We start from the raw sequence: 25,695 nt of genomic DNA, 5'->3' as shown, positions 1-25,695 counted from the left end.
TATTAAGACTGCTTAATCCAACTAAGCTTAGCTCACAGCATTGATAATCAATGCTGTGAGCTTTTTTGGTATTAAGCGTAACTACCCAAAAATCACTCCCGGTAACCACAGAGCAATCTGTGGATAAGCAACAACAAGCCCCAGACCAATCACCTGAAGAATAATAAACGGAACTACCGATTTATACAGGTCATAGATAGTAATGGACGGAGGCGCCACCGATCGCATATAAAACAAATTATACCCAAAGGGGGGCGTTAGATAGGCCGTTTGCATACTGATAATAAACAATACGGCGAACCACACTGTGTCAAATCCCAACTCCTGAACAATTGGTACAAACAAAGGTACGGTAATAAAGACAATCGCAAAATCATCAAGGAACATACCCAGCACGAAGTAGGTGACCAGCATCGCGATAATCACCCAGTAAGGCGAAAGATTCGAATCTTCTACCAGTTCAGTCAGCAGAGATCCTGCCCCCAAACCAATATAGACCTTACTGAAAAATACAGCCGCCACGGTAATCCAGATCAACATACCCATAAGCTGAGTAGTACTCATAAGTACTTCTTTAAGCATTTTGATATTCAATGTGCGATAGATAGCCGCACATAAAATAGAACCTGCCGCACCCACCGCTGATGCTTCTGAAGGCGATGTAATACCACCGACAATAAAGCCCAACACTGTCCCGATAAGGAGACCCGGCAGAATCAATGCTTTGAGCGCTTTTATCTTATCAAGACCATTAACACGCTCAGCCAGAGGAATTGAAGGGGCTTTTTCCGGATTTTTGACGGCAAACAGGAAGATATAAAGCATGTATATACCGGCCAACATTAAACCCGGCATCAAACCTGCTGCAAACAATTTACCGACCGACTCTCGGGCAAGAAATGCGTAAACGATCATCAATACGCTAGGAGGAATCAAAAAACCTAACGCGCCACCCGCCATGATAGTACCGGTAACCAGCTTCTTGTCGTAACCTCGCTTGAGCATTGCAGGTAAGGCGATGATACCTAAACTGACGGTTGCTGCACCTGATACCCCAGCCAGCGCGGCGATAATCGCACATACAATCACAGTGCCCATTCCCAGGCCACCGGGTACACCTCCCATCAGCTTGTTAATCATCTCAAACAGGTCATCGGTTATACCGGATCGCTGCAGCATTAATCCCATAAAAATAAACATAGGGAGCGCCACCAGCAGGAAATTATCCATCGCTGAGAAAGCACTGTTGGCCATTAATTCGAGGCCAGCGGGGCCCCATAGAAAATAGGCTGAACCTGTGCCTACGGTCAATAACGCCCAGGTTAACGGGGCGCCCATCGCCAATAGAGCCAGCATGGACAAAAACATGCCTAAGGTAACCAATAAAGGATCTAGATCTAACACGGATACACCTTCGTTTTTTCAGTATACATCTGCACAATTCTTATCAGACCCTTGTTAAGTAAGGCTCTCTGAAAAATTAACAGATATAAAAAACTTACAGAGCTATCAACCCATTCAAAAATCAGCCAGGTAGGACGCTACTCAGGACTCACTTTCTGCTTCCGCTGGCATACCCAGAGCAACCACCAGGCTACGAATCAAGGCAGCTAAGCTTTGCAACATCATTAGGGCTATAGCCAGAGGGAGAACGGATTTGAAAGGATAAACAATTGGCGCCCAGGTACTCTTTGAAGATACCTCTCTAATCGCCCATGACTCCGCAGCGTAGTTAAAGGTGATCACAAAGAAAACGCCGAATACAACTAAACCAAGTGTGCCGGTTATCACGTCCATAATTGCTCTGGTGCGAACTGAGAACAGGTTATAGATCACTTCACTTTTCACATGGCCGTGGTGTCTATGAGTATAGACACCTGCCAGTATGCAGAAAGTACCATATAACATCGTGGTACTTTCATGTGCCCATGAGGTAGGGCTGTTAAATAAATAACGTGCCGTCACCTCATAGCCAAGTACAGCAATCATGGCAAGGCACATCCAGGAGATGCTCTTGCCAACCCACTCAGATACCCTGTCTTGAAAAGCAAGATATTGAGAAAGTTTTGACATTAAGCTCTCCCGGTAGCCTTCGCTGTTGCGATAATCGCTTCAATCGCTTTAGCGGTACGCTCAGACTTTTTACCTTCCTCTGCCCAGACATCCATAGCAGCTGCGGTGAGCGCTTTAGAGTCTTCAGCAGGCAGAGACGCAAATTCAAAGATACCTTCGGCATTCACATCCAAGCAACCGTTCACATTCCAGGCATGCATGTTGGTAGCGTGTTTAGCCGTTGCCAATTCGATAATTTTCTGTTGATCAGGAGACATAGAGTCCCATTTTTTCTTGTTGATCAGCATGCCATCGGCATAACCAGGGTTGATCATATTCAGGTAAGTGTAGTGCTTGGCAGCTTCGTGCAGTTTCAACGCTTTATACTCAAGCGTCCCCCCATAGATAACGCCATCAATAGCGCCGGTAGATAGCGCGATATACAGCTCCTGGCTTGGCAGATATACCGTTGGGATATCAAATTTTTCTAAAATCGCTGCAACCGTAGACGTCGCACGGATTTTCATGGTTTTCAGATCTTCCAGACTCTTAACAGGCTTTGTTGTCAGCAAATCGTATGGGCCACCAAACACAGGCCCTAAATAATGCACGCCTTTCTCGGCATAAGCTTCTGTCAGTAGATCACCAAGGCCTTTAGTCTGGTGCAAATACATCGCTTCGTCATAGCTTGTCCATGCGCCAGGGATGCCGCTTTCAATGTTACCCATATCCAGTTGGCCGGCCCAATAACCACCATAACCCTGACACATATCCAGCGTACCTTTGGATACGGCATCTAACATCTGATCGTTAGACACTAACTCGCTTCCGCGGAAACGAGTGATACGTACATTTTTGTTCGAGCTGGTTTTAACATCATTGGCAAAGGCTTTATACAGATCGTCAGTTTCTGTTCCGTATAATGTTTGCATTCTCAGATTAACTTTATCGCCGGCATGTGCAGAAGTTGCTGATAGGGCGAGCGGTGCTGCAGCGATACCGGTGGCAGCTGCTTTCAATAAGTCTCTTCTTTTCACTCTCTTATTCCTTTCTTTTCATAAGTTCTGATAGCTTATTAGCAGCGAGTTTTAGGAATCGTAAAAGCACATTCTATTTACGTTCTAACAGAAGCTCTCTGATAACGTTCCTACCGACTACCGAGTAGTTACGCAGTATTTTTAACACCGTTAAGTGTAAATTAAAAGCTACATTTGTTCGGTATTTAGTCTATTGGCGATTTACGCAGAAGATTTTATTTATTAGTGAAAACTAATTAATGAAAAGAATATTTATTATTTAAAACCAGACAATCAATTGTTTTTAAATGAAAAAAAACAGATCATCGAGCCATGAGAAAAAGAAAACCTTACCTTTTGCAATGATTATTTCTCTTGGAGATTCATAAGCAACCGATATTAATTAATGTCTAATATATTGAACACAGGAAAGAAAGAGGAGGAGGTTCTTACGAGTTTAAGTACGACGTAGAAAGGCAGCGGATTATTTACACCTCTATAAAGGCTGAAGTGACGAGAGATTTATAACTCCGGAAAGCCTTGAGCATCAATTGACACTTCGCTATCCAGGTCACTCTCCACATCAATAAGCCCGCCGTTTCCTGGCTCAATATCATTGCGTGTCCACCAATATTTGAAACCGTTAGCTAACATCCACTGGCCTACACGATCCAAAGTTAACCACTCCCGGCAGCATCCCCGGGCACTGTTTAAGCGTAGCGGTGAGCCATCAACATAAACCAGCGCAGCCCAGGCAAATGGATGCTTACCGGGATCACCAAAACCGCCGCCTTGCTTATTCCTATAGATACGGTAGGCGACGGCAAAATCGCCTATTCGCCCCTGCTCACGAACAATCGGAAGTTCTGCCTGGGTGATCACTCCGGCAATTTGCAGGTAAGCTTCTAAACTCTCATTATTATTCATCATGAGTCATGGTGTTGCTTTTTCGGAAAGATGATCATACATTATGGTACATGCTGTACGGATCGACAACTGGTTACGACGTAATAAACCCTACGCCACTATCCACTTTTACCGGCAGGTGAAGAGCCTAACCAACAAGTATGATGAAGGACACCTTATGAATGTGAGCAATAAAACAGCCGTGGAATTACTTTCTGATCTTCGCGCTCACCATATCTCAGCGGTAGAGCTGCTAGAGCAAACCATCCAGCACGCAGAGCATGTTGCAGAGACATATAACCCCTTCTCTATAAAACTGTATGATCGCGCACGCAAAGCAGCGGTTCATGCTGACGAACTATTAGCCCAAGGCCTGGGTGGGGCATTATGCGGCCTACCCATTACTATTAAGGACTCGCAATGGCTTGAAGGCGTGCCCTGCACTAATGGCTCCCGCACCCAACAAGACTTTATTCCACACAGCACCAGTGCAGCCGTTAGGCGCCTGGAAGAAGCCGGGGCTGTTATTTTTGCTAAAACAACCTGCCCTGAGTTCTGTTTAACCGGAACTACATCCTCAGAGCTCTATGGGGTAACGTCTAATCCCTGGAACATTGAGCGCACAAGTGGCGGATCTTCAGGTGGTTCGGCCGTAGCAGTCGCCGCCGGAGCAGGCACTATGTCACTGGGCGGTGATGGAGGTGGATCTATCCGTATCCCCGCTGCTTTTTGTGGCATCGTCGGATTCAAACCCTCTTTCAAAGCCGTACCAAGAGAACCCTGTTTTCCTTCATGGAGCACCATTGTCTCCTATGGACCCATGACACGCACCGTTGCTGATGCCCGACTGATGTTTTCTGTTGTTGCCGCTAATAATACAGATAATGCCTACCTGGATGCTCTGGCAGCACATGCGCAACACCCTCTCCCGCTGACGGGACAAAAAATTATCGTCTCTGAAGACTTAGGCATCGCTCCGGTTGATGATGATGTACGCCAAACCTTCCGCACAGTTATTCATCTGCTGGAAGGCGCGGGTGCAGAAATCGTTCATGACCACCCACACCTCCCTTCATCAGTCGTAGCCTGGGCAACATCGGCACATTACGACTCATGGAGCTTTCAGAAGGAGAAAAAATCTCCTCTGAAGGGCCTTGAAAAAGGAACACTGGAGACGCTGCATTTTGGCGCAAGCCTCACAGAAGAAGAATTTAATGCCGCCGAAGAGCACAGAGAAGTAATTCATGCGGCTTACATGGCGATGTTTGAAAGAAATGCCAGTTCATTCTTCCTGACACCGACGTTAGGCGTTGAGGCATTCAAACATACACGTCGCTATCCTAAATATGTTGGCTCGACCAAAATCACCAATCCTTGGCTCGACTGGGTTTCTTTCCTTTATGATGCTAATCTGACCGGTATGCCTGCTTGCGCGTTACCCATGGGGTTAGGTGATGAGGGGCTACCATTATCCATTCAGATTTCAGGACCTCTGGGCAGCGATGCTGCTGTACTGGATATAGCAGAGCACCTGGAAAGCCTGATTGGTTGGGATAACTCGCCAAAAGATTCCCTAAAAGAATCTCTGGAGAATAATGATCTCACAAAGCCGCAAATAGGGCTGGAGACACGAGCTACGTGAAAAACCTTGAGTTTGATGTCATAAACGAGTCAGTTCCGGGTGATAAGTTTAGCCAGCTTTTTCAAAAAGGCTGGCCCGCTTATCGCGCCTGGTATCTGGATGAAGGCGAAGAAGCACGCCCCAGTTATCTTGAATGTGTATCTGCATTAGAAAAACACATGCCTGAGCTGGTTCCTCTTTATCATCAAATTATCAAGCTGTTAGACTGCGATGACCTGCAAGCACGTTTTTTAAGTCTGTATTGCCCACCGACATTTTATTCTGCCTGTTCTCAGCTCATTTATAAAAAAGAACAATCTGTTCTGATCCGCAACTACGATTTTCCTGCTTTCCTTTGTGAAGGCACGATTCTTAGCAGCCAATGGATCGACAAAAAAATCATAGCGATGACTGATTGCGTATGGGGCGCACTCGATGGAATCAACGATGCTGGCTTGGTTGTATCAATCAACTACGGTGGACGCCTGATCGAAGGTTCTGGTTTTGGTATCACCATTGTAGTGCGCTATGTGCTGGAAACCTGTAGCACAGTAGATGAAGCGATTGCCGTATTTAACAGAGTGCCAGTGCATCTTGATTACAATATTGCGTTACTCGATAAGACAGGAAAGCATGCAACGGTTTTTATAGCCCCTGACCAGGCACCCCATGTTACCCCGCAAACCACCTCAACCAATCATCAGGCACATATCAAGGATGGCAAGCCCCTGTTCCTTGCAGATTCAACCACCAGACTAGATACACTGAATTGGTTAGTAGCAAACAACGATTACTCACTCTCAGATACCATTACTCAATTCTTGCATCCGCCGCTGTATCGTCAACATGGAGACCAACAATCAGGCACTTTATATACAGCGGTCTATAACCCCACACAAGGGTATGTAAATTATGTTTGGCCGCACCAAAACCTATACTTGACTTTTGACCACTTTCCCGAACAATCAATTGATATTCATTATGCCTAGCAACGCTGCAAGGCCTCCGATCCATTGCTTAACGAGTATCTAAGGAACACTATGGCCAGCCTGTTACGTAAAATAACATCAATAGCCAATGGTATTTTCAGATCAGTTTTCCCAGCGCGTGTCACCCAGGACCCAGAAGAACCAATAACCTTACCTTCAAAAAATAATATTGAGGACCTCATCATGAGCGAGCCAGAAAAACTTCGCGGCTTATCCGATATCTATCGTTTTTTTCGCAAAAACACCACGCCTATCTACTTTGTATCGCCAACCGCCTATAACATTCTTGGTTTGGGCCAATGGATTCAAGGTTTCAAATACATATCTCACTTTGACTCTTTCGATGGTGGTCATTTTCGTGTAACCAACCCACAGCAGAACACGGAACGCGAGTTTCAGTCCATGGAAGATATGGTGAACTACCTGCTGAGCCACAAAGAATCCGTCGATCTTTTTCAGAGAAACGGCGGTAAAGGTAAAATCCTCACTGTTATGTTTGATGAGAAAACCGAAGAGATTGCTAAACAACTCGGGGTCGAGATTGCTTTACCATCAGCGGAGCTACGTAAACGACTGGACTCCAAAATTGTCACCACCCAACTCGCTAATGAAGCGGGCGTAGCCAGCGCCCCCAACATTGTCGATGTGCAAGCATCCAGTTATGAAGAATTGCGCGCCTTGGCTGAAAAAAATAATCTGGGTGAAAAATTAGTCGTTCAAACGCCTTATGGGGATTCTGGCAAAACCACATTTTTCATCAGCAACCAGGAAGAGTGGGACAAGGTCGCCAAAAAAGTGATCGGTGAAACGCTCAAGGTGATGAAGTATATCAACCACATCCCGGGCACAGTTGAAGCGGTTGCAACCCGTTGCGGCACTATGGTGGGGCCGTTGCAAACCGATATTACCGGCTATAAAGAACTCACACCGTATAAAGGCGGTTGGTGCGGTAACGATATATTCCCTGAACTCCTTGAAGGAAAACAGCGAGAAAAAATTATCGCGATGGTTAAGGCGATGGGTGACAAGCTTTATGAGAACGGCTACCGAGGTACCTTCTGTTTCGATTATCTGGTTGATACGGATGACGGCGAAGTCTATCTTGGCGAGATCAATCCACGCATCAGTGGAGCCAGCCCGCTAACCAATCTGGTGACTTCAAAGTACGGCGGCATTCCGTTAATGCTGTTCCACCTGCTTGAATTTATGGATGTCGACTTTGAGATCGATGTAGATGAAATTCAAAAGCGCTGGGCAGATTTTGGCAGTTGGACACAGTTAGTACTCAAACATACCGAAGATCAGGTGCGCCTGATCACAAAAGCGCCCCGCTCCGGTATCTGGCGTATGCTCGATAATGGCGAGATAAAATTTGTTCGTAATAGCATAGACTGGAATAACGTCAGCGATAATCAGGATGCATTTTACTTACGTGTTTATGATGCTGGCGATTACGCCTACCTAGGTGCAGATATGGGTATTCTGGTCGCTCGCGGAAGAATGCAAACCGATGACCGCCAACTGTTACCTCGCGCGCATCAATGGATAAGAGCCATCAATGCAGAGTTTGAATACAGAGCATTAGATGCACAGGAAGTGCCACACATTCCAACCGACAATGTACGCAAAATGATCTGATCACCATTAGACCAGTCCTTATAAGTCAGTCCCTTTATGCCAGTCCATTGGCCGCTCTCTTCGAGAGCGGCCTTTTTTCTATGTCACACACCCTTCGCTTCTAATGCAGTCAATGCCGCCTGCCTGATCGCAATATAAACACGTCATCATTCTTTACAGATGTTATATTATCTTATATATTAGGTTATTCTAATTTAATGTATTCTAATTAAATATTAACTTCCATAAAAGTGAGAGCTGAAATGAAAACTATCAAAAATGTTGCCGCATCGTGCTTAGTCGCTGGGTCTTTGCTATCTGCTACAAGCGTACAAGCTGAAGGTCACGCCTCTCAGGTAGATAAAGCACTTATTATACTCACGAGTCCATCTTTACAAACTCAGGGTATGGCGATGGTTTTGGGGAACGCTATGCAGGCAAAAGGAGTGGCTGTTGATGTGCTGTTGTGTGATACCGCAGGTGACTTAGCGTTAACCTCAACCACCAGCCAGGCGTTAAAGCCACAAAACGTCACGCCAGAGCAACTGATGCTTAAGTTACAGAACAGTGGTGCTAATGTCAGTGTATGCGCGCTTTACCTACCCAACAGTACGCATAGCAAGCAAGACCTGCGCGAGGGTATTAGTGTTGCAACACCTCCACAAATGGCAAGCATGATGTCTTCAGACAGTACCCGTGTTTACAGCTTTTAATGAGTTTTATAGAGAGCGCTTATCATGAAAAACCTAATCATACGCACACTACTTACAACAGCATTAGCTTTGCCAATCTACACCGCGAACGCCAATGAGATCGGTATTAGCCCACAAGAAACGCAAATTCTGATCCAACAAAGCGATAGTGTTCTGTTTATTGATGTGCGCGATCCGGTTGAGATCATGTTTATTGGCTTTACGGATGAAGTAGATACCAATATTCCTTACTTAATGGTGGATCGTTCCCAGTGGGATACAGATAAAAACCGCTTTCGCCTTTATCAAAACCCGGACTTTATCAGTCAGGTCAAGGCTGCCTTAACCGCAAAAGGATTGGATGAAAGCGCCACCATCATCACTATGTGTCGCTCAGGTAGCGAGCGCGGCTTACCCAGTGCTAAGTTTTTGCAGGACAATGGCTTTGCTAACGCCCGCTATGTCGTGAATGGCTTTCAAGGCGACGCGCTAAAAGAGGGAGAAAAAGCTGGGCTACGGATTCAGAACGGTTGGCAAAATGAAGGACTCCCCTGGAAGGCCAAACCTAACCCTGAAAAAATATACAGAATAGATTTACAGAAAAGGTAGGTTAGCACTGCACGGGCACTGCTGTGGTTTACAGAGCCCGTATTGTTATATCAAAGAATTAAGAGTTATTTTTTGTGTCAGGGCATATTCCTTTTGTCTTAATCAGGGAGAAAAATCTAACAACTCGACCCCCACTTAATCACATTATACTGAAAGGGTGAAATACTATGCCAATTAGCCGACGTAACCTTCTTATATCTGGCGCCTCACTTGGTGCAGCATCCGCTGCAGGTATGTTGGGCTGGGAACTTAGTAAATTAGAGACGAAGGCGCGCATACTCATCGCCGGCGGTGGTGCGGCCGGTATCAGTATCGCTAACAAGCTTCAAATGTACCTAAAAGGCGCCCAAATCACCATCGTCGATCCGCGCCCTTACCACTGGTACCAACCAGGACAAACACTACTGTTGGCCGGGGCTTATAAAAACCTCGATGATGTGATGAGTAGCAATCAACAATATATCAACTCAGAAACAAACTGGGTGACAGCAGCAATCAGTGAGTTTGATCCTGATAACAACCAGGTGCGCACCAACCAAAACGATACTCTGGTATACGACTACCTAATCGTCGCTACGGGTCTGGAGTTACGCTACGACCTGATAGAAGGATTAGATACGCAACAAATAGGCAAGGATGGTATTGCCAGTATTTACTTAAGCCCTGAAGCAGGTCTTGCCAGCCATCAGCAAGCGTTAGACTTTGCGCAATCGAACGGTGGAGAGGGAGTATTTACCCGCCCACACGGTGCAATGAAGTGTGCTGGTGCGCCGATGAAAGCAACCAACCTGGTAGAGTATTTTGTTCGCCAAGCGGGTAAAAGAGATCAATTTAACTTCAATTATATGACCGCCGAAAACTTCCTGTTTTCAGTTAAAGCATTTGATAAGCGCCTGATAGAAATCTGGCAAGAAAGACAGATCACTGCGCACTACCAGCATCAGCTTAAAGCAATTGACAGCGCCAGTAAGCAAGCTTGGTTTGCAACAGCCGATGGTAACCAATTGCAACAGTCGTGGGATTTCATACATGTTGTTCCCCCTATGTCTCCCATTCCCGTTGTGCGTAACTCAGTATTGGCTGACAAAGATAAATTCAAAGGCTATCTGGAAGTCGATCAATACAGCTTACAACACAAACGCTATGCTAACGTTTTTGGCTTAGGCGACACGGTTGGTACACCGATAGGTAAAACAGCCGCGTCAGTAAAAGCGCAACTCCCTGTTGTTGCTAAAAACCTGACATCGCTACTGCGTGATGAACAGATGACTGCCCGCTGGATGGGTTACACCTCCTGCCCAATGATTCTTGATGTGGGTCACGCCATGCTGTGGGAGTTCGACTACAGCATGCAACCCATCACTGCCTTACCCTTTGAGGTGGTGGATCCTCTGGAGAAAAGTAAACTGGCCTGGGTAATGGAGAAATCCTTAATAAAGCCTGTTTACGACGTAATGCTTGAAGGTTACACGCCTATTTAGCTGGCTACCAAGTTACGGATCTAGCTGCCGGATTTGTCATGAAAAACACAATAAATGACAAATTTGACATATAAAATTCTAAAAACATACCTGCCTGCTGTCTGTAAGCCACTGATAGCAGGCTTTCAGGTATTTTATATTACTTGAAGAAACTGGCATAACCTGTGCTTATCTTAAATAAACAACTCAGCTTATTACACTGCTGTAGTTGTTCATTACTTCCGGCATGTGCCGGTTTTACATTTAACAAAGGTCGTGGCTTATGGTTTCCGAAACAGTCGTGGAGCTCTCCCGCTGGCAGTTTGCCTTAACGGCGCTGTATCACTTTCTATTTGTCCCATTAACTCTGGGACTAGCATTCATGCTGGCCATCATGGAATCTGTCTATGTGATGACCAACAAACAAATCTACAAAGACATGACCCGTTTCTGGGGCAAGCTCTTTGGTATCAACTTCGCATTAGGCGTCACTACCGGCCTGACTATGGAATTTCAGTTTGGCACAAACTGGGCCTATTATTCACATTACGTGGGTGATGTCTTTGGTGCTCCACTGGCCATTGAAGGCCTAATGGCATTCTTTTTAGAATCGACCTTTATTGGTTTGTTCTTCTTCGGCTGGGATCGCCTCTCCAGGGTGCAACATCTTACAGTCACCTGGCTGGTAGCGATTGGCTCCAACTTCTCGGCACTATGGATTCTTATTGCCAATGGCTGGATGCAGAACCCGGTTGGGGCTTACTTTAATTTTGAAACCATGCGCATGGAAATGAACAGCTTCGCTGAAGTGATTTTCAACCCCGTTGCTCAGGTCAAATTTGTACATACCGTTTCTGCCGGTTATGTCACCGGTGCGATGTTCGTACTTTCTATCAGCGCCTACTACATGCTGCGTAACAGAGACGTAGGCTTTGCCCGCCGCTCATTTGCCATCGCTTCTGCTTTTGGTTTGGCGTCGATCATCTCTGTCATCATTCTGGGTGATGAAAGTGGTTATGAAGTCGGTGATGTGCAAAAAGTTAAATTAGCCGCCATAGAATCAGAATGGGAAACACATCCAGCACCCGCTGCCTTTACACTGATAGGTCTTCCTAATCAGGAAGAGCAAACCACTGATTTCGCGCTACGCATACCTTATCTGCTGGGCCTAATCGCGACCCGCTCTATTGATGAAGAAGTGATCGGTCTAAAGGACTTAATCGCCACCCATGAAGTGCGTATTCGTCAAGGTATGATTGCTTATGGACTTCTACAGCAGCTACGTAAAGGTGAAGATAATCCCGAAAATCGTGCGGCCTTCAGCGCCGTCAGTGACGATCTTGGCTACGGATTACTGTTAAAACGCTTTACTGAAAATGTCGTCGATGCAACTGAAGAACAGATCAAAGCGGCCGCTCTGGATAGTATTCCACAGGTTGCCCCCATATTCTGGACGTTCCGTATTATGGTCGCCTGCGGTTTCACTATGCTACTCACCTTTGCGGCAGCATTTTATTACACTGCACGCCGAAAAGAGCATAAAACACCCTGGCTGCTAAAACTCTCACTACTCTCTCTGCCCCTACCCTGGATAGCCATTGAAACGGGATGGTTTATCGCTGAGTTCGGACGCCAGCCTTGGGCTATTGGTGAAATCTTACCCACCTACGTTGCGACATCCAATCTCACTGAGACCGATCTATGGATGAGCATTGCAGGCTTCGCCAGTCTCTATTCACTGTTTTTGGTGATCGAAGTGTACCTGATGGTGAAATATATCCGTAAGGGCCCCAGCGCGTTAGAAACCGGCCGTTACGACAAAGAACCACAAGGAGAATTGCAGCATGTTTGATTACGAAACTCTGCGACTGGTCTGGTGGCTGTTGGTCGGCGTTTTATTGATAGGCTTCGCCATCACAGACGGTTTTGATCTCGGCGCTGCCATGTTGCTGCCCTTACTGGGAAAGACAGATACCGAACGGCGTGTGATTATTAATACTATTGCACCTCACTGGGATGGCAATCAGGTGTGGTTCGTCACTGCGGGCGGCGCTCTGTTTGCCGCCTGGCCTTTGATTTACGCGACTGCATTTTCCGGCTTTTACTGGGCGATGCTATTGGTATTGTTTGCATTGTTCTTCCGCCCGATCGGCTTTGAATACCGTAGCAAGATGCCAAGTAAACGCTGGCGCAGCAATTGGGACTTAGGCCTGAGCCTTGGCTCCTTTGTACCGGCGTTAGTATTCGGTGTTACATTCGGTAACTTATTTTTGGGGGTGCCTTTCAGCTTTGATGAATTTACCCGCCCAACCTATACCGGTTCGTTTTGGGAATTACTCAATCCGTTTGCACTCATCTGTGGTTTGGCTAGTGTGATAATGCTGATCCTTCATGGCGCCGTATGGTTGCAAATGCGTGCCGGTGGAGACGTTCAGCCCCGGGCCAAATCAATGGCAATAGTGACGGGCCCATTATTAAGCCTTCTACTGGTAATTGCCGGTTTTTGGTTACTCACAGCCATACCTGGCTATGAGATCAGCAGCACCGTTATCGGTGATGCTAGTTCTAATCCACTGAGCAAAAGCGTAGTTCGCATTGATAGCTGGTTTGCAAATTTCGACCTTTACCCGCAACTTTGGCTGCTACCTATCCTGGCTGTTATTTTGCCTTTATTAACCAGCGTTCTATCACGTGCTGAACGCTATGGCTGGGCCTTTTTAGCCAGTTCATTAGCAATTACCAGCATTATCTTGCTGGCAGGCTCTACGCTATTTCCGTTCCTCATGCCGTCATCCACTGATTTAGCGAGTAGCCTTACACTGTGGGATGCGACATCAAGCAGGCTGACGTTAGAGATAATGCTCTGGGTAGTGTTTTTCTTTGTACCGCTGATACTCGCCTACACAGTGTGGGGTTACTATAAAATGTGGGGCCGGGTCGAACCTGAAGCTATCGAAAGCAATAGTATTTCATATTACTAAAAGGAGGTTTTTATGTGGTATTTCGCATGGATTCTTGGGGTTTTACTGGCGTGCAGTTTCGGCATCATTAATGCTATGTGGCTAGAAACCCAGATGAGCGACGACGAATAAAATCGTCTCAAGCTGAACCCGCCCCGGCGGGTTTATTTCTCGGGATTCACGAGTTCTAATTTACGATACAAAGTGCGCAAACTACAGCCGGCAATCTCAGCCACCTGTATTTTATCGGAATAGGTTTGCAGTAGTGCCTCTAAATAGCGCTGCTCTAACGCGTCAAGACTTAACTTTTGCTGAGCCAATTGCTGAAAAACAGTGTGCGATGCAACGGTTTGACCTGCTCGCATCACATCTTGAGCAGGAAGCAGGTTTAAGCTTTGCAGGATTACATCAACACCGATAAGGTCATCATGACGCAAAACTATAGCCCGCTCGAGAATATTCTTCAGTTCGCGTACATTCCCTTTAAAAGACTGTCGAGAGAGCAACGCCTGTGCATCGTCGGTCAGGCTAAGGGGTACATTCCCGGCAATACGCAGCAGGATACTCTGGACCAGCAAAGGCAGATCTTCACGCCGCTCCGCCAAAGAAGGCAAAGAGATAGGAAAGGTGCTGATCCGGTGATACAAGTCTTCCCTGAACTCCCCTCGCTCAACCATCGTAGGCAGATCTTTATGCGTCGCACACACCAGCCTGAAATCAGCTGCTGCAGGCTTGCTGTCACCGACGGGGCGAAAGGTTTTGGTTTCAATCAGGCGCAGCAGTTTTACCTGAAGATGCAACGGGACATCGCCGACTTCATCAAGAAACAAAGTGCCACCCTGTGCGGATTGCACCAGCCCAGTTCTGTTATAAGTCGCTCCGGTGAAAGCGCCTTTCATATGGCCAAACAGCTCACTTTCAAACAAAGTATCGGTCAGCCCGGAACATTCAACTGTAACAAAGGGCTTGCTTGCTCTTGGACTAACCGAATGAATCGCCTGCGCCGCCAGCTCTTTACCTGTACCCGATGCTCCGATCAGGAGCACATTCGTATTGGTTTTACCGACTCGATGAATCAGATCGACCAGACGGTTAAACGCCGGGCTACGGCCGATCATCTTGTTGGCAATCGGTTCAGCACTCACTTCCAGAATCGGCTTGATCACCTCAATAAAGTAAGTCCGCTGTTCCTCGTCAACAATAGGAATAGTATCTATTCCGACATGTTCTTTTCCCTGAGGCGTATTATGAATATGCAAAACGCTGGCACGCTTGCGCGTTTCACGAGCTTCCTGCATCGGGCAGGTTTCACCCTCCAGATCACATGGGCGCTGATAACCATGCGATATAAAATAGCACTTTGCGGGGCTATTCTCTTTAAGCCCACCAAAACGAAAATCGTAGCTGCTGTTCGTCACTACCACATTATAATCGGTATCCACCAGCACTGCCGGATCAGCATAACTATCCAGCACATTGCGCATTGTTTCCAGCCAGCTAGCGTTAGTCATGCATCAACTCCGTCACTTTTGTCTCTACTATGACGATAATGACAAAAAAATTGACCATCTACCAGAACTGTCAATATGAATTACAGAGCTTTTTTTATACGGCAATTAATATGACCAATAATATGAAACCACGAATATGAAACAGTCATTAAATCCCGACCTGCGCCATTGTGCCGATGCCAAAACACTATTGCGTGAGGCAGGAAAAATAGCCCGTAAAGAAAACGACTGGCTAACGGTCATTGGTGTACTGCAAACACTCTGTACCATCAGCTTTGCCGCCCTGGTCGCCCTGCTGATTAATTCAAGCGTATATGAACAGCAAGATCAGTGGCGACAACCCATTTGGTGGATCGGACTCGCTTCAATTCTCTGCATTAAAGCCTGCTTACCCATACTACAAGCACGCTTAGCCGACAGCGCCAGCATAAAGATACGCGACAACTTACGAGCAGTAATGCTACAACACTGCCAACAGCTGAATATCCATCTGTTTCCTGATTTTACAGCCGCAGAACTCAGTAGCCTGATCAGTACAGAAATCAACAGCATGCGCGATTACTTTGCAGAATTCCGGCCTCAGCAACGCTTAGCCATGCTAACGCCTCTACTGGTAATACTAGCCTGTTGCACAATCAACTGGCTTGTCCCTCTGATACTGGCACTAACGGCGCCGATCGTTCCTCTTTTTATGATCATTGTGGGACATAAAGCTACCGCTGCCAGCCAACAAAACCTGACACAACTCAACCGATTAGGCAGCCTGTTAGCCGATAGAATTCAGGGCCTGAGTGCTTTACAGCTGGCGGGCTCAACTGCGCATGAGCAAGCCTCTTTGTATAAGCAATCAGAGAGCTATCGACGCTCAACGATGCAAGTACTGCGACTGGCTTTTTTATCAGGCACTGTTCTGGAATTTTTCAGTGCTATCAGCGTTGCACTAGTAGCCGTCTATTTAGGTTTACTCTTTCTCGGCAAATACCAGATAGGCAATTGGAGTGAGATCATCACATTAGGCGAGGGTGTTTTTCTGTTGATGCTGGCTCCCGAGTTTTACTTACCCCTGCGTCGCTTGGGAGCGCTCTACCATGCCCGTGCCGATGCCCTCAGTGTAGCCGACCATCTACTCAGGTTATTTCAAAAAAAAACAGCAGAAACTCAGCCTAAAGACAATCCTCCGCTGGTTGAGCCAATCACCTCAATCACCCTTAGCTCGCTGCAAACCGGACGCAATGGTCGCAAAATAGGCAAACCAATTAACATCACACTAGGCCCCGGCGAAAGCATTCTGCTTCAAGGACCATCCGGAGCAGGTAAAAGCACGTTATTAGAAACGCTCGCAGGTTTTTTACCTCCGGTATCAGGGCAAGTACTGATTAATAGCCATGTACACCTGCTAGAAAGCAATACCGACTGGCAAAGTAAAATTGGCTATATGACACAACATCCGGAACTGTTATTTGACACGATCCGCAGTAACCTTTGTCTGGGGCGTGATTTCACAGATGATCAGTTATTTGCAGCACTCAATTCTGCTCAGGTAGCGCAAGTGGTCCGGGAGCTACCTGGCACTCTGGATTATCGCATCAGCGAAACGGGGGGTTACCTATCCGGAGGCCAGGCTCAACGCATTGCTTTAGCCAGGGTGTTTTTACATCAGCCCAATATATTGTTACTGGATGAACCCACCGCCAATCTTGACGATCAGACAGCCGAACTGTTTTTAGAATCGCTTCAACAGTTCACCCGTGAGGGAGGCATGTTATTAATCGCCAGCCACAGACTGAATGATCAGCATCGCTTTGATCACGTCATAGTCATCGACTCTGCAGAAAAAGGTGTTGTCGAAAAGAACACTTCTATAAAGGGAGACGACACACATGCCAAGATTAGTTAAGCGCTATTTCTGCTTGCTTTGGCAGCAACGCACCATGGCCACCCTGGGGCTGTTATTGGCGACCATTACGGCAATTTCCGGGATCGCATTACTCGCCGTGTCGGGTTGGTTTATCAGTGCAACTGCTTTAGCAGGGCTCAGTATCGCGGGAGCGCACAGTTTTAACTACTTTGCACCCGGTGCCATTGTCCGGGGTCTGTCTATTACACGTACCCTAGGCCGCTATGGCGAGCGCCTGACCACCCATGAAGCAACATTACGGGTTATTTCACGATTAAGAGCCGAGCTCTTCGGTGAGTTAGCCAAGCATTCCTGGCAAGAGCAACCGTTAAATAATCATGATGCCAGCAGCCGTCTGATGGAAGACATAAAACATGCCGAAGCCCTCTACCTGTCTGCATTGGTACCGGGCTTTGTCATGTTGCTCTGCTCTCTTTTATATCTGATTACGGTTTCTCTGTTTGTACCCGATATCTGGATATGGTTAGCGCCTACTCTCTGTATCGCTGTTTTCTTTATGCCTTGGTTATATATGCATCTGGTTTTGCAACCACAGGACGTGCTTCATCAGCAACGCAGCCAGCAATGGAGCAGTGCCAGTTCATTGTTCAACAATGTACGCACACTGATTCTCTTTCAACGTTTTACGCACAGCACACAACAGCTGCAGCAAGCGGCGAGTACGGCAGATTATTCAGAACAACAAGCCAGCCGCGCCCAGCAGCATGTGATGTCGCTGAGCCAACTGATATTAGCCGTCCAGGTATTAGTTATGCTCTGGCAAGGACTATTAGCCTTATCATACGGGTACATTGAAGGTGCTCACCTGTTTATGCTGCTACTGCTAACGCTGGGTGTACAGGAAGTTATTTTGACTGGCGTTAACTCATTGGCCAATTTCGGATTGGGATACACGGCCCTGAAAAGAATTGATTACCTGGCATCAAATATCTCAAAAAAAGACCAACGCCAATTCGTATCCGCAGACGCCACTGTGATTAAGGTCACGCAACTCAGTTATCATTATCCGCAACGGCAAACCCTGATTATTGATAAAGTAAATACCGAGCTAAGCGCCCCTCACTGGTATTGGATTACCGCCCCCAGTGGACATGGAAAAACTACCTTTTTACACCTGTTAATGGGGCACCTGCAGCCCAGCGACGGCACTCTGTTAATCGAAAAAAGCAGCGCTGAGCAGATAGGGTTGATGCCTCAAAAAATCGACTTATTACGCGGCACATTGCGCTACAACCTCTGCTTACACCAGCAGCACTCAGATGAAACCTTACAAGAAACTCTCCGCTTGGTTGAACTGGAGCATTGGTTTCAGCAGCTCCCAGATGGTTTTGACAGCTGGCTCGGAGAAGGCGAGCGTATGCTATCAGGAGGCGAACTTAAACGCTTAGGTTTGGCCAGACTAATCCTTCAGGATCCGCAAATTTTACTGTTAGATGAACCAACTGCCGGTATAGATCAACTTAGCGCGGCAAGAATACTCAGCAAACTACACCATCACTGGAAAGGGAAATTAGTCATCATCAACAGCCATGATTCGTCGCTGAGCTGCAGCACTGATAAGGCACTTACTTTAAACCAACTTGCTGAGGGGGTCTCAGAGGTACAGAAGATAATTTAACAGGGATTTATGTATATCTGGGTCAGTCATAAAAACCTAGTCTATAGTTCAATATAGCGTAAAACAATAAGACAGCATTTGCTGCCATGATACCTACGTAAAACAGCAATTTTTTACGAACTGATACGGTCAAAACATCATTTTATGACAATAATATCCGACCAGAAACTTATCCGTCTTATCAAAGTAGCTCCGGTTCTGGTCGTCGGGATATTTATCGTATTGCTCAGCGCTATCATCATTTATAACAACCATACAAAAGCAACAAGCGAAATAGCGTCACTACGCAGCAACTTTATGGATCTTCAAAAAGCGGTTGCCAAGAGTCAGGTTGAGCAGGTCTTTCAAGACATTCAGTTCGAAAAAAATCAAACCGAAGCCTCTTTAAAGCACAACATCAAACAGCGTGTTAACGAAGCCTACGCTATTGCAGAAAACATTTATCAACAACATAAAGACAAATCGGAAGCAGAAGTCACCCGGTTAATCACCGATAGCCTACGCAGCATCTCTTTTAATGGAGGACGGGGTTACTTTTTTATATATAAAACCAACGGCCTCAGTGTTATGCATCCACTGCTCCCTCACATGGAAGGTAAATCAAAGTGGGAGCTGCAAGATGTGAAAGGCAGCTACATTGTTCAGGAAATGGGAGAATTAGTAAAAACCAAAGGCGAAAGTTTTTACCACTGGTGGTTTGTAAAACCACAGAATAAAACTCAAGAATTCGAGAAAATTGGTTTTGGTAAGTACTTCGCGCCCTACGATTGGTTCATCGGCACCGGCGAGTACCTTATCGATGTCGAAAATGATATTAAGAAACGCTTATTAGAAAGAATAAGTAATATTCGCTACGGTGATAACGGTTACGTTTTTGTCGTCGACTACCAGGGTAATTATCTTTCTCATTTTAAAGAATCATTGGTTGGAACAAACAACCTCGACCGCAAGGACAGCAATGGATTTCCTGTCGTTCAAAAGATTATTCAAACAGCGCAACAGGGAGGCGATTATGTTGAGTATATCGGTTCAATCATGCCATCCACAGGACAGCCCGCACAAAAAATAAGCTATGTAACCGGCATTGCAGATTGGAATTGGGTCATTGGTACCGGGGTGTACATCAACGAAATTGAAAACTACCTGACGCAAAGAGAAACCATTGTCCAAAACCAAAACACAGTAGGACTTCAAAAAATATTGTTACTCAGTTTTTTTTCTACGTTACTTCTGGTCTTTGTTTTAGTGTATATAAGCCGAAATATTTCGCGAAGATTTGAAAAGTTCCAACAACATATAAGCAGTAATATTGAAGAGCTGCAGCGTACCAAAGATCAACTGCACTTTGTTGCTCACCATGACGCCCTGACAAAACTACCTAACCGCTTATTGCTCGAAGAACGTATTACACAAGCCATTGAGCTATCAAAAGGTAACAATAAAAAGTGTGCCTTGATGTTTGTTGACTTCGACGACTTTAAAAAAATAAATGACCTCTATGGTCATTCTGTCGGTGATGATTTATTGCAAGCCGTCAGCCATAAATTTGAAAGTGTTTTGCAAGCAGGCGACAGCATCACCCGATTTGGCGGAGATGAATTCATTTTTTGTTTCCCCGGGCTTAAAGACTTACGGGCAGCAGAGGAAAAAGTTAAGCGTATCCAAGACGTTTTCAAAGATCCATTTTCCATCGCCGGTAAAGCCATCCATTCCAGCTGCAGCATTGGCGTCACTATTTTTCCGAATGACGGTGATGACCCCGAAGAGCTGATCAGCAAAGCCGATATTGTACTGTACAAATCGAAAGCCCAGCAAAAAGGAAGCTTTCTGTTCTTCAACAAACTGATAAACCAACAAGTACACAAAGATTTACAGCTAGAATCAGCGCTGCGCCTGGCATTGAAAAATAATGAATTCAGTGTCGTCTATCAACCGCAGATTTGTATCCAAAGCGGCCATATTAACGGTGTTGAAGCACTGCTGCGTTGGCACAATGAACAACTCGGCCATGTGTCACCGGTAGATTTTATTCCCATTGCAGAAGATACCGGCCTGATTCATGAAATAGGCATGTTCGTACTTGAACAGTCACTAGCAGATATTAGCGACTTCAACCATCATCGGGAACACCCCATAACGCTCTCGGTAAATCTATCACCGAGACAGTTGAACGCGCCAAAATTTATCGACAAGTTAGTCGCGGCTGCGGGTAAGCATACTATCGATAGCCAACTGATTACTTTCGAGATTACTGAAAGCTTACTCATAGAAGATCTGGCCCATGTCTCCCCCATATTACAGACACTGCGGGATAATGGTTTCAATCTGTCACTGGATGATTTCGGCACGGGGTATTCATCATTAAGCTATTTGAGTATCTTACCGATCAATGAAATAAAAATAGACCGATCATTTGTTGATAAACTGTTAACCAGTAGTGAAACAGAAAACCTGATACGAGCTATCGTAGCTATTGGTGAGTCATACCAACTAACGATCGTTGCTGAAGGCGTTGAAACAGCCGAACAGCTGGCAAAACTCAACAGTTTCCAGTGCCACATAGCGCAAGGCTATTATTTTGACCGGCCGCTGTCGTTAACTGACCTGAACAACAAATACCTCACGACTGTTTGCTGTTAATATAGCACCCGCTTAATTCACACATTCTTTATCATCAACCTATACGATTGGAAACAGTCCCCATGACGCACCCTGTTAAATTACTGAGTGTCTTTGTTGCTTGTGCCTGCATTCTGCTGGCCATTAACTTCGGATTACGCTCCTCTATGGGATTTTTCATGGCCCCCATATCCACTGAGTTTGGTTATGGACGTGAGGTATTTGCGTTTTCACTTGCGCTGCAAAATCTATGCTGGGGTCTTTTTCAACCAATCGCCGGCGCGGTTGCTGATCGTTTTGGTACCGCTAAAGCCATTCTCGCAGGAGCACTGCTATATGCGCTGGGTTTGTATGTAACTTCAACAGCGGACAGTATTTTTGCATTACATAGCGGTGCCGGTATTTTAATCGGGATGGGTATCGCAGGTACCGGATTTGGTGTTGTATTACCCGCACTGGCCCGCATGGTAGCGCCGGAAAAGAGGGCATTTGCACTGGGATTAGGTACGGCGGCAGGCTCTGCAGGTCAGCTACTGCTGATACCGGTTGCCCAGGAATTTATCAGCAGCTATGGCTGGCAAACAGCGCTGTTATTACTGGCTGGCGGTGCTTTATGCATGATGTTTCTGGCAGTGCCGTTTAGAGGAGATGCCGCAGCCAACTCTTCGACCACTTCAGAGGAAAATATCCAGCAAACGCTTCCTGATGCGCTCAAAGAAGCCAGTGGACACATTCACTATTGGTTATTGATTGCTGGTTTTTTTGTATGTGGATTTCAGCTGGCTTTTATTACGGTGCATATGCCCGCATTTTTGTCCGATGAAGGTTTTGATGCAAAAGTCGCGGTTATCAGTCTTTCATTAATAGGACTGTTTAATATTTTTGGCTGTTTACTCTTCGGCTCCTGGTCTGGAAAATATTCGAAAAAGAATTTACTGGGGATCATTTACGCTTCACGCGCGGTCACTATTGCCCTATTTATGCTGATTCCTATTTCAACCACCACGGTATATGTATTCTCTATCCTGACAGGTTTTTTATGGCTGGCAACCGTGCCACCCACGTCTGGGCTGGTCGCTCAGATGTTTGGTCTGCGCCATATGGGCACCCTCTACGGCATTGTATTTTTAAACCATCAACTCGGCTCTTTTCTCGGTGTTTGGCTTGGGGGGTATTTGTATGATGAAACAGGAGCGTACGATGTTGTCTGGTGGTCAGCTGCCGCTATTGCACTCCTTACGGCATTAATTCACATCGTTATTGATGAGCGTCCGGTCGCGCGTTTGCGTACAGTAACGGCTTAGCGCTTCACAATCACCTTACTATTTTTTGCTGAGTTACCACGCAACAGTGAGTTCAATACTACACTACCTTTCAGGTATGAATTTTTTATCTGAATTCAGCATTTGAATAAGGACGAGATTGGATAATGGCTAGCATTGAACGCAAGTTCTCTAATGATATACGGTTAATTTCTACCACAGATTTACGTGGAAACATCATTTATGCCAACCCGGCATTCTGTGAAGTGGCCGGCTACTCTGCCGAAGAGCTGATTGGCCAACCGCATAATATGGTCAGACATCCTGATATGCCTCCCGCTGCTTTTACCGACCTGTGGACACATCTGAAAAATGATAAGCCCTGGATGGGTATGGTAAAAAATCTTTGTAAAAACAAAGAATATTATTGGGTGCAAGCTTATGTGATGCCGTTATTTGATCAGGCAGGTACTAAAATCGGATATCAATCTGTGCGCACATGCCCAACCGATCAACAGATTGCTCGTGCAGAACAGGTATACGCGAAGATCAAGAGCAAACCTGATCTTAAAATAACCACGTCAAGCATAGCGACAAAACTCACCTTAGTATCCGTGCTTTTTTCACTATCAATGCTCACAACACACTTTGCTCCGCTCCCGGTAATGCTACAAAATGCTCTGATGGTTGGATTCGCATGTGCCTTGGTAGCGAGTATTGCCTGGCTGGCTGCGCCGATTAAAAAGATCACCCAACTGACAAACAATGTCTACAACAACCCATTAGCGCAACGCGTCATGACCGACAGCATCAATGAAACCGGAGCCGTCGAGTTGTCGACGCGCATGATGAATGCTCGCATGCGCACAGTGGTCGGACGCGTAGAAGACAGTATCAATACCCTCATTGATGTAATGCGTCATACCAACGAGTCTATCGCGCAGACAACCGCAGGAATCGAACAACAGAATCAGGAAAGCGATATGCTCGCTACCGCCGCCCATCAAATGTCTTCTACCGCACATGATGTTGCCAGTAACACCGCCCAGACATCTGAGGCCACACTGAAAACAGCAGCACTCGCTAAAGCCGGTAAAGGTAAAGTCGATGAGATGATTGCAGGAATTCAAATGCTGGTAAACGATGTTGAGAATGCCAGTAGCGCCTCTTTGGAACTAAAGAAAGAAGCCATCTCAATCGAAAAGGTTGTCGATATTATTAATGGAATTGCCGGCCAAACGAACCTGCTGGCACTCAATGCCGCCATAGAAGCAGCCCGCGCAGGGGAGCAAGGAAGAGGTTTCTCTGTAGTCGCAGATGAAGTACGAGTCCTTGCACAACGCACAACGCAATCAACCAGCGAAATAAGGCGGACTGTTGAATCTATTCAAAACCAGGTCGATCTGACGGCACAAGCAATGGAGCGGTGTCATAACCACGCCGCATACAACATACAATGCGCACAAGAAGCCGGTGATGCTTTTCAGGAAGCAAACCTGGCTATGACCGAAATTTCAGACCGCAGCACACAAGTTGCAGCGGCTTCAGAAGAGCAAAGCGCGGTTTCCGAAGAAGTAAGCCGCAATATTCACAACATCAGAGATATTTCTGAAGCCAATAAATCCGCTGCAGAAAGAACGTCGGCGGCCTCTACTGATCTGAGTAAACTGATTCTGGATCTGAAAGCAACCGTTAAAGCCTTCTGACAGCACTGACAAGCGGGTTAGACCTGAGAGTCGCCTAAAGCATGGGTAATTTTGATTTAGATTGAAAGTTCGCATCTGCGCCTGCATAAACCGACTATCTTTGTTATATTCAATATTTTTCATATTCGATATAAGATTTTTTTTAATAGACACGGACGATCTGAAAATGAATAACACCTTATTAATTGTTGATGATAGCCGCGTATCCAGAATGATTCTCTCAAAGGTGTTTAGCAGCCTTGCGAGTGACTGGACGGTTATTGAAGCTGAAAATGGAGAAGGTGCCATTCAACAAGCAGAAAAGCATCAGCCGTCGTTGATAATCATGGATCTTAATATGCCGCTTCTTAATGGGTTAGATGCGGCACTCATTTTAAAACCCAAGATGCCAAATACCACCTTTGTGATTCTGACCGCGGACATTCAGGAGTCAAGTAAAGCCAAAGTGAACAGTCTCGGCATTCATTTTATTGAAAAACCCATTACCGAGTCCGTCGTGCAACAAGCGCTTGAGTTCTGGAGCACAGAACATGTCTGATATGAATGCTCTGGAACTGGACGCACTACAGGAGATATTCAACGTCGGTGTCGGCCGTGCAGCGTCTAGCCTCAGCCAATTAACGAATGAACCGATCAGCATGTCGGTACCTGTGATCCATATGTTATCGCCGCAAGGTGCCAGCGAATTTTTAGACCCACATCACGACCGTATCCTTACCTGCATATCACAAACGTTTAGCGGCAGTTTTTCCGGAAATGCTTTACTGATTTTCCCCAGCGTTAATTCTCTTGAGATTGTTCGCCTGATGCTCGGATCAGAGATGCCGTTGGAGCAGTTATCTGAAGTAGAACAGGATGCCATGTGTGAGATTGGTAACATTATCCTGAATGCTTGCTTTTCTACGATTGGCGGCATGTTGTCTGAACACTTCTGTTGCCAATTACCCGTACTGAAAGCCGGATATATAACCGATATCCTGAATCAAACCTCACCTAACAAACAAGTGCTGATCGTCCAGATCCAAATGGGCCTGGAGAAACATAACATTGAAGGTTTTCTGGCTTTTTTGCTCGAAAATCAATCAGAAGAGTGTTTACACCAAGCCATTAAACAGTTCTTAACTAAGGTTGAGGCCTGA

The 25,695-nt window shown here is 46.0% G+C and carries 21 protein-coding genes; 16 read left to right on the top strand and 5 right to left on the bottom strand.

Features of this window, described 5'->3' with window-relative positions; all coding sequences use genetic code 11:
* Nucleotides 1-81: 81 nt before the first annotated feature.
* The 4 genes from BM099_RS00835 to BM099_RS00820 form a co-directional block, all read right to left on the bottom strand.
* Nucleotides 82-1,404: a TRAP transporter large permease gene (locus tag BM099_RS00835; protein ID WP_090723166.1), complete on the bottom strand. Its 1,323-nt coding sequence runs from the start codon at nucleotides 1,402-1,404 to the stop codon at nucleotides 82-84.
* A gap of 141 nt (nucleotides 1,405-1,545) precedes the next feature.
* The gene (locus tag BM099_RS00830) at nucleotides 1,546-2,073 is read right to left on the bottom strand and encodes a TRAP transporter small permease subunit (RefSeq protein ID WP_090723163.1); all 528 of its coding nucleotides are present in this window, start codon (nucleotides 2,071-2,073) and stop codon (nucleotides 1,546-1,548) included.
* Nucleotides 2,073-3,089 carry a TRAP transporter substrate-binding protein DctP gene (gene dctP, locus BM099_RS00825; RefSeq protein WP_090723161.1) on the bottom strand — a complete coding sequence of 339 codons (1,017 nt, stop codon included), beginning with the start codon at nucleotides 3,087-3,089 and terminating at the stop codon, nucleotides 2,073-2,075. The genes BM099_RS00830 and dctP overlap by 1 nt, the downstream gene beginning before the upstream one ends.
* 501 nt (nucleotides 3,090-3,590) lie before the next feature.
* A complete protein-coding gene (locus BM099_RS00820) occupies nucleotides 3,591-3,998 on the bottom strand; it encodes a hypothetical protein (protein ID WP_143083707.1) in 408 nt (135 codons plus the stop codon).
* A gap of 40 nt (nucleotides 3,999-4,038) precedes the next feature.
* Between BM099_RS00820 and BM099_RS00815 the strand changes: the two genes are divergently transcribed.
* The 9 genes from BM099_RS00815 (at nucleotide 4,039) to cydX (ending at nucleotide 14,054) form a co-directional block, all read left to right on the top strand.
* The gene (locus tag BM099_RS00815) at nucleotides 4,039-5,616 is read left to right on the top strand and encodes an amidase (RefSeq protein ID WP_090723157.1); all 1,578 of its coding nucleotides are present in this window, start codon (nucleotides 4,039-4,041) and stop codon (nucleotides 5,614-5,616) included.
* Nucleotides 5,613-6,584, top strand: coding sequence for a C45 family autoproteolytic acyltransferase/hydrolase (locus tag BM099_RS00810; protein ID WP_090723155.1), 972 nt, complete (start codon nucleotides 5,613-5,615; stop codon nucleotides 6,582-6,584). Before BM099_RS00815 ends, BM099_RS00810 begins: the two co-directional genes overlap by 4 nt.
* A gap of 183 nt (nucleotides 6,585-6,767) precedes the next feature.
* On the top strand, nucleotides 6,768-8,222 hold the full coding sequence (locus BM099_RS00805; RefSeq protein ID WP_090724149.1) for a biotin carboxylase: 1,455 nt from the start codon (nucleotides 6,768-6,770) through the stop codon (nucleotides 8,220-8,222).
* A gap of 242 nt (nucleotides 8,223-8,464) precedes the next feature.
* Nucleotides 8,465-8,914, top strand: a complete 450-nt coding sequence (locus tag BM099_RS00800) for a DsrE family protein (RefSeq protein WP_090723152.1) — start codon at nucleotides 8,465-8,467, stop codon at nucleotides 8,912-8,914.
* 24 nt (nucleotides 8,915-8,938) lie between these two features.
* Nucleotides 8,939-9,502, top strand: a complete 564-nt coding sequence (locus BM099_RS00795) for a rhodanese-like domain-containing protein (RefSeq protein ID WP_090723150.1) — start codon at nucleotides 8,939-8,941, stop codon at nucleotides 9,500-9,502.
* Nucleotides 9,503-9,669: 167 nt separating this feature from the next.
* Nucleotides 9,670-10,983, top strand: a complete 1,314-nt coding sequence (locus BM099_RS00790) for an NAD(P)/FAD-dependent oxidoreductase (protein WP_090723148.1) — start codon at nucleotides 9,670-9,672, stop codon at nucleotides 10,981-10,983.
* Between the two features lie 262 nt (nucleotides 10,984-11,245).
* Nucleotides 11,246-12,814 (top strand): cytochrome ubiquinol oxidase subunit I, encoded by a 1,569-nt coding sequence (locus tag BM099_RS00785; RefSeq protein WP_090723146.1) that lies wholly within the window; start codon nucleotides 11,246-11,248, stop codon nucleotides 12,812-12,814.
* Nucleotides 12,807-13,943, top strand: a complete 1,137-nt coding sequence (gene cydB, locus BM099_RS00780; RefSeq protein WP_090723145.1) for a cytochrome d ubiquinol oxidase subunit II — start codon at nucleotides 12,807-12,809, stop codon at nucleotides 13,941-13,943. Before BM099_RS00785 ends, cydB begins: the two co-directional genes overlap by 8 nt.
* Nucleotides 13,944-13,955: 12 nt before the next feature.
* A complete protein-coding gene (gene cydX, locus BM099_RS00775; protein ID WP_090723142.1) occupies nucleotides 13,956-14,054 on the top strand; it encodes a cytochrome bd-I oxidase subunit CydX in 99 nt (32 codons plus the stop codon).
* A 32-nt stretch (nucleotides 14,055-14,086) separates the two neighbouring features.
* Here cydX and BM099_RS00770 read toward each other — a convergent pair whose 3' ends face one another.
* Nucleotides 14,087-15,433, bottom strand: coding sequence for a sigma-54 interaction domain-containing protein (locus BM099_RS00770; RefSeq protein WP_090723140.1), 1,347 nt, complete (start codon nucleotides 15,431-15,433; stop codon nucleotides 14,087-14,089).
* 136 nt (nucleotides 15,434-15,569) lie between these two features.
* On the opposite strand from BM099_RS00770, the gene cydD reads away from it, so the two are divergent.
* The 7 genes from cydD to BM099_RS00735 all read left to right on the top strand — a co-directional run bounded on the left by cydD (nucleotide 15,570) and on the right by BM099_RS00735 (nucleotide 25,695).
* Nucleotides 15,570-17,330, top strand: a complete 1,761-nt coding sequence (gene cydD, locus BM099_RS00765; protein ID WP_090723137.1) for a thiol reductant ABC exporter subunit CydD — start codon at nucleotides 15,570-15,572, stop codon at nucleotides 17,328-17,330.
* Entirely contained in the window at nucleotides 17,314-18,969 is a 1,656-nt protein-coding gene (locus BM099_RS00760; protein WP_090723134.1) for an amino acid ABC transporter ATP-binding/permease protein, read from the top strand. The genes cydD and BM099_RS00760 overlap by 17 nt, the downstream gene beginning before the upstream one ends.
* Nucleotides 18,970-19,113: 144 nt before the next feature.
* A complete protein-coding gene (locus BM099_RS00755) occupies nucleotides 19,114-21,609 on the top strand; it encodes a bifunctional diguanylate cyclase/phosphodiesterase (protein ID WP_090723133.1) in 2,496 nt (831 codons plus the stop codon).
* A gap of 62 nt (nucleotides 21,610-21,671) precedes the next feature.
* Nucleotides 21,672-22,892 carry an MFS transporter gene (locus BM099_RS00750; protein WP_090723129.1) on the top strand — a complete coding sequence of 407 codons (1,221 nt, stop codon included), beginning with the start codon at nucleotides 21,672-21,674 and terminating at the stop codon, nucleotides 22,890-22,892.
* 125 nt (nucleotides 22,893-23,017) lie between these two features.
* Complete coding sequence (locus tag BM099_RS00745) at nucleotides 23,018-24,556, top strand: methyl-accepting chemotaxis protein (protein ID WP_090723126.1); 1,539 nt, start codon at nucleotides 23,018-23,020, stop codon at nucleotides 24,554-24,556.
* Nucleotides 24,557-24,722: 166 nt separating this feature from the next.
* Entirely contained in the window at nucleotides 24,723-25,094 is a 372-nt protein-coding gene (locus BM099_RS00740) for a response regulator (RefSeq protein ID WP_090723123.1), read from the top strand.
* Nucleotides 25,087-25,695, top strand: coding sequence for a chemotaxis protein CheC (locus BM099_RS00735; RefSeq protein ID WP_090723122.1), 609 nt, complete (start codon nucleotides 25,087-25,089; stop codon nucleotides 25,693-25,695). Before BM099_RS00740 ends, BM099_RS00735 begins: the two co-directional genes overlap by 8 nt.

Origin of the sequence: Neptunomonas qingdaonensis (assembly GCF_900113275.1) — a bacterium.
In the GTDB taxonomy this organism is placed as follows: Bacteria; Pseudomonadota; Gammaproteobacteria; order Pseudomonadales; family Balneatricaceae; genus Neptunomonas; species Neptunomonas qingdaonensis.
This window is presented reverse-complemented; position numbering and strand designations above follow the sequence as displayed.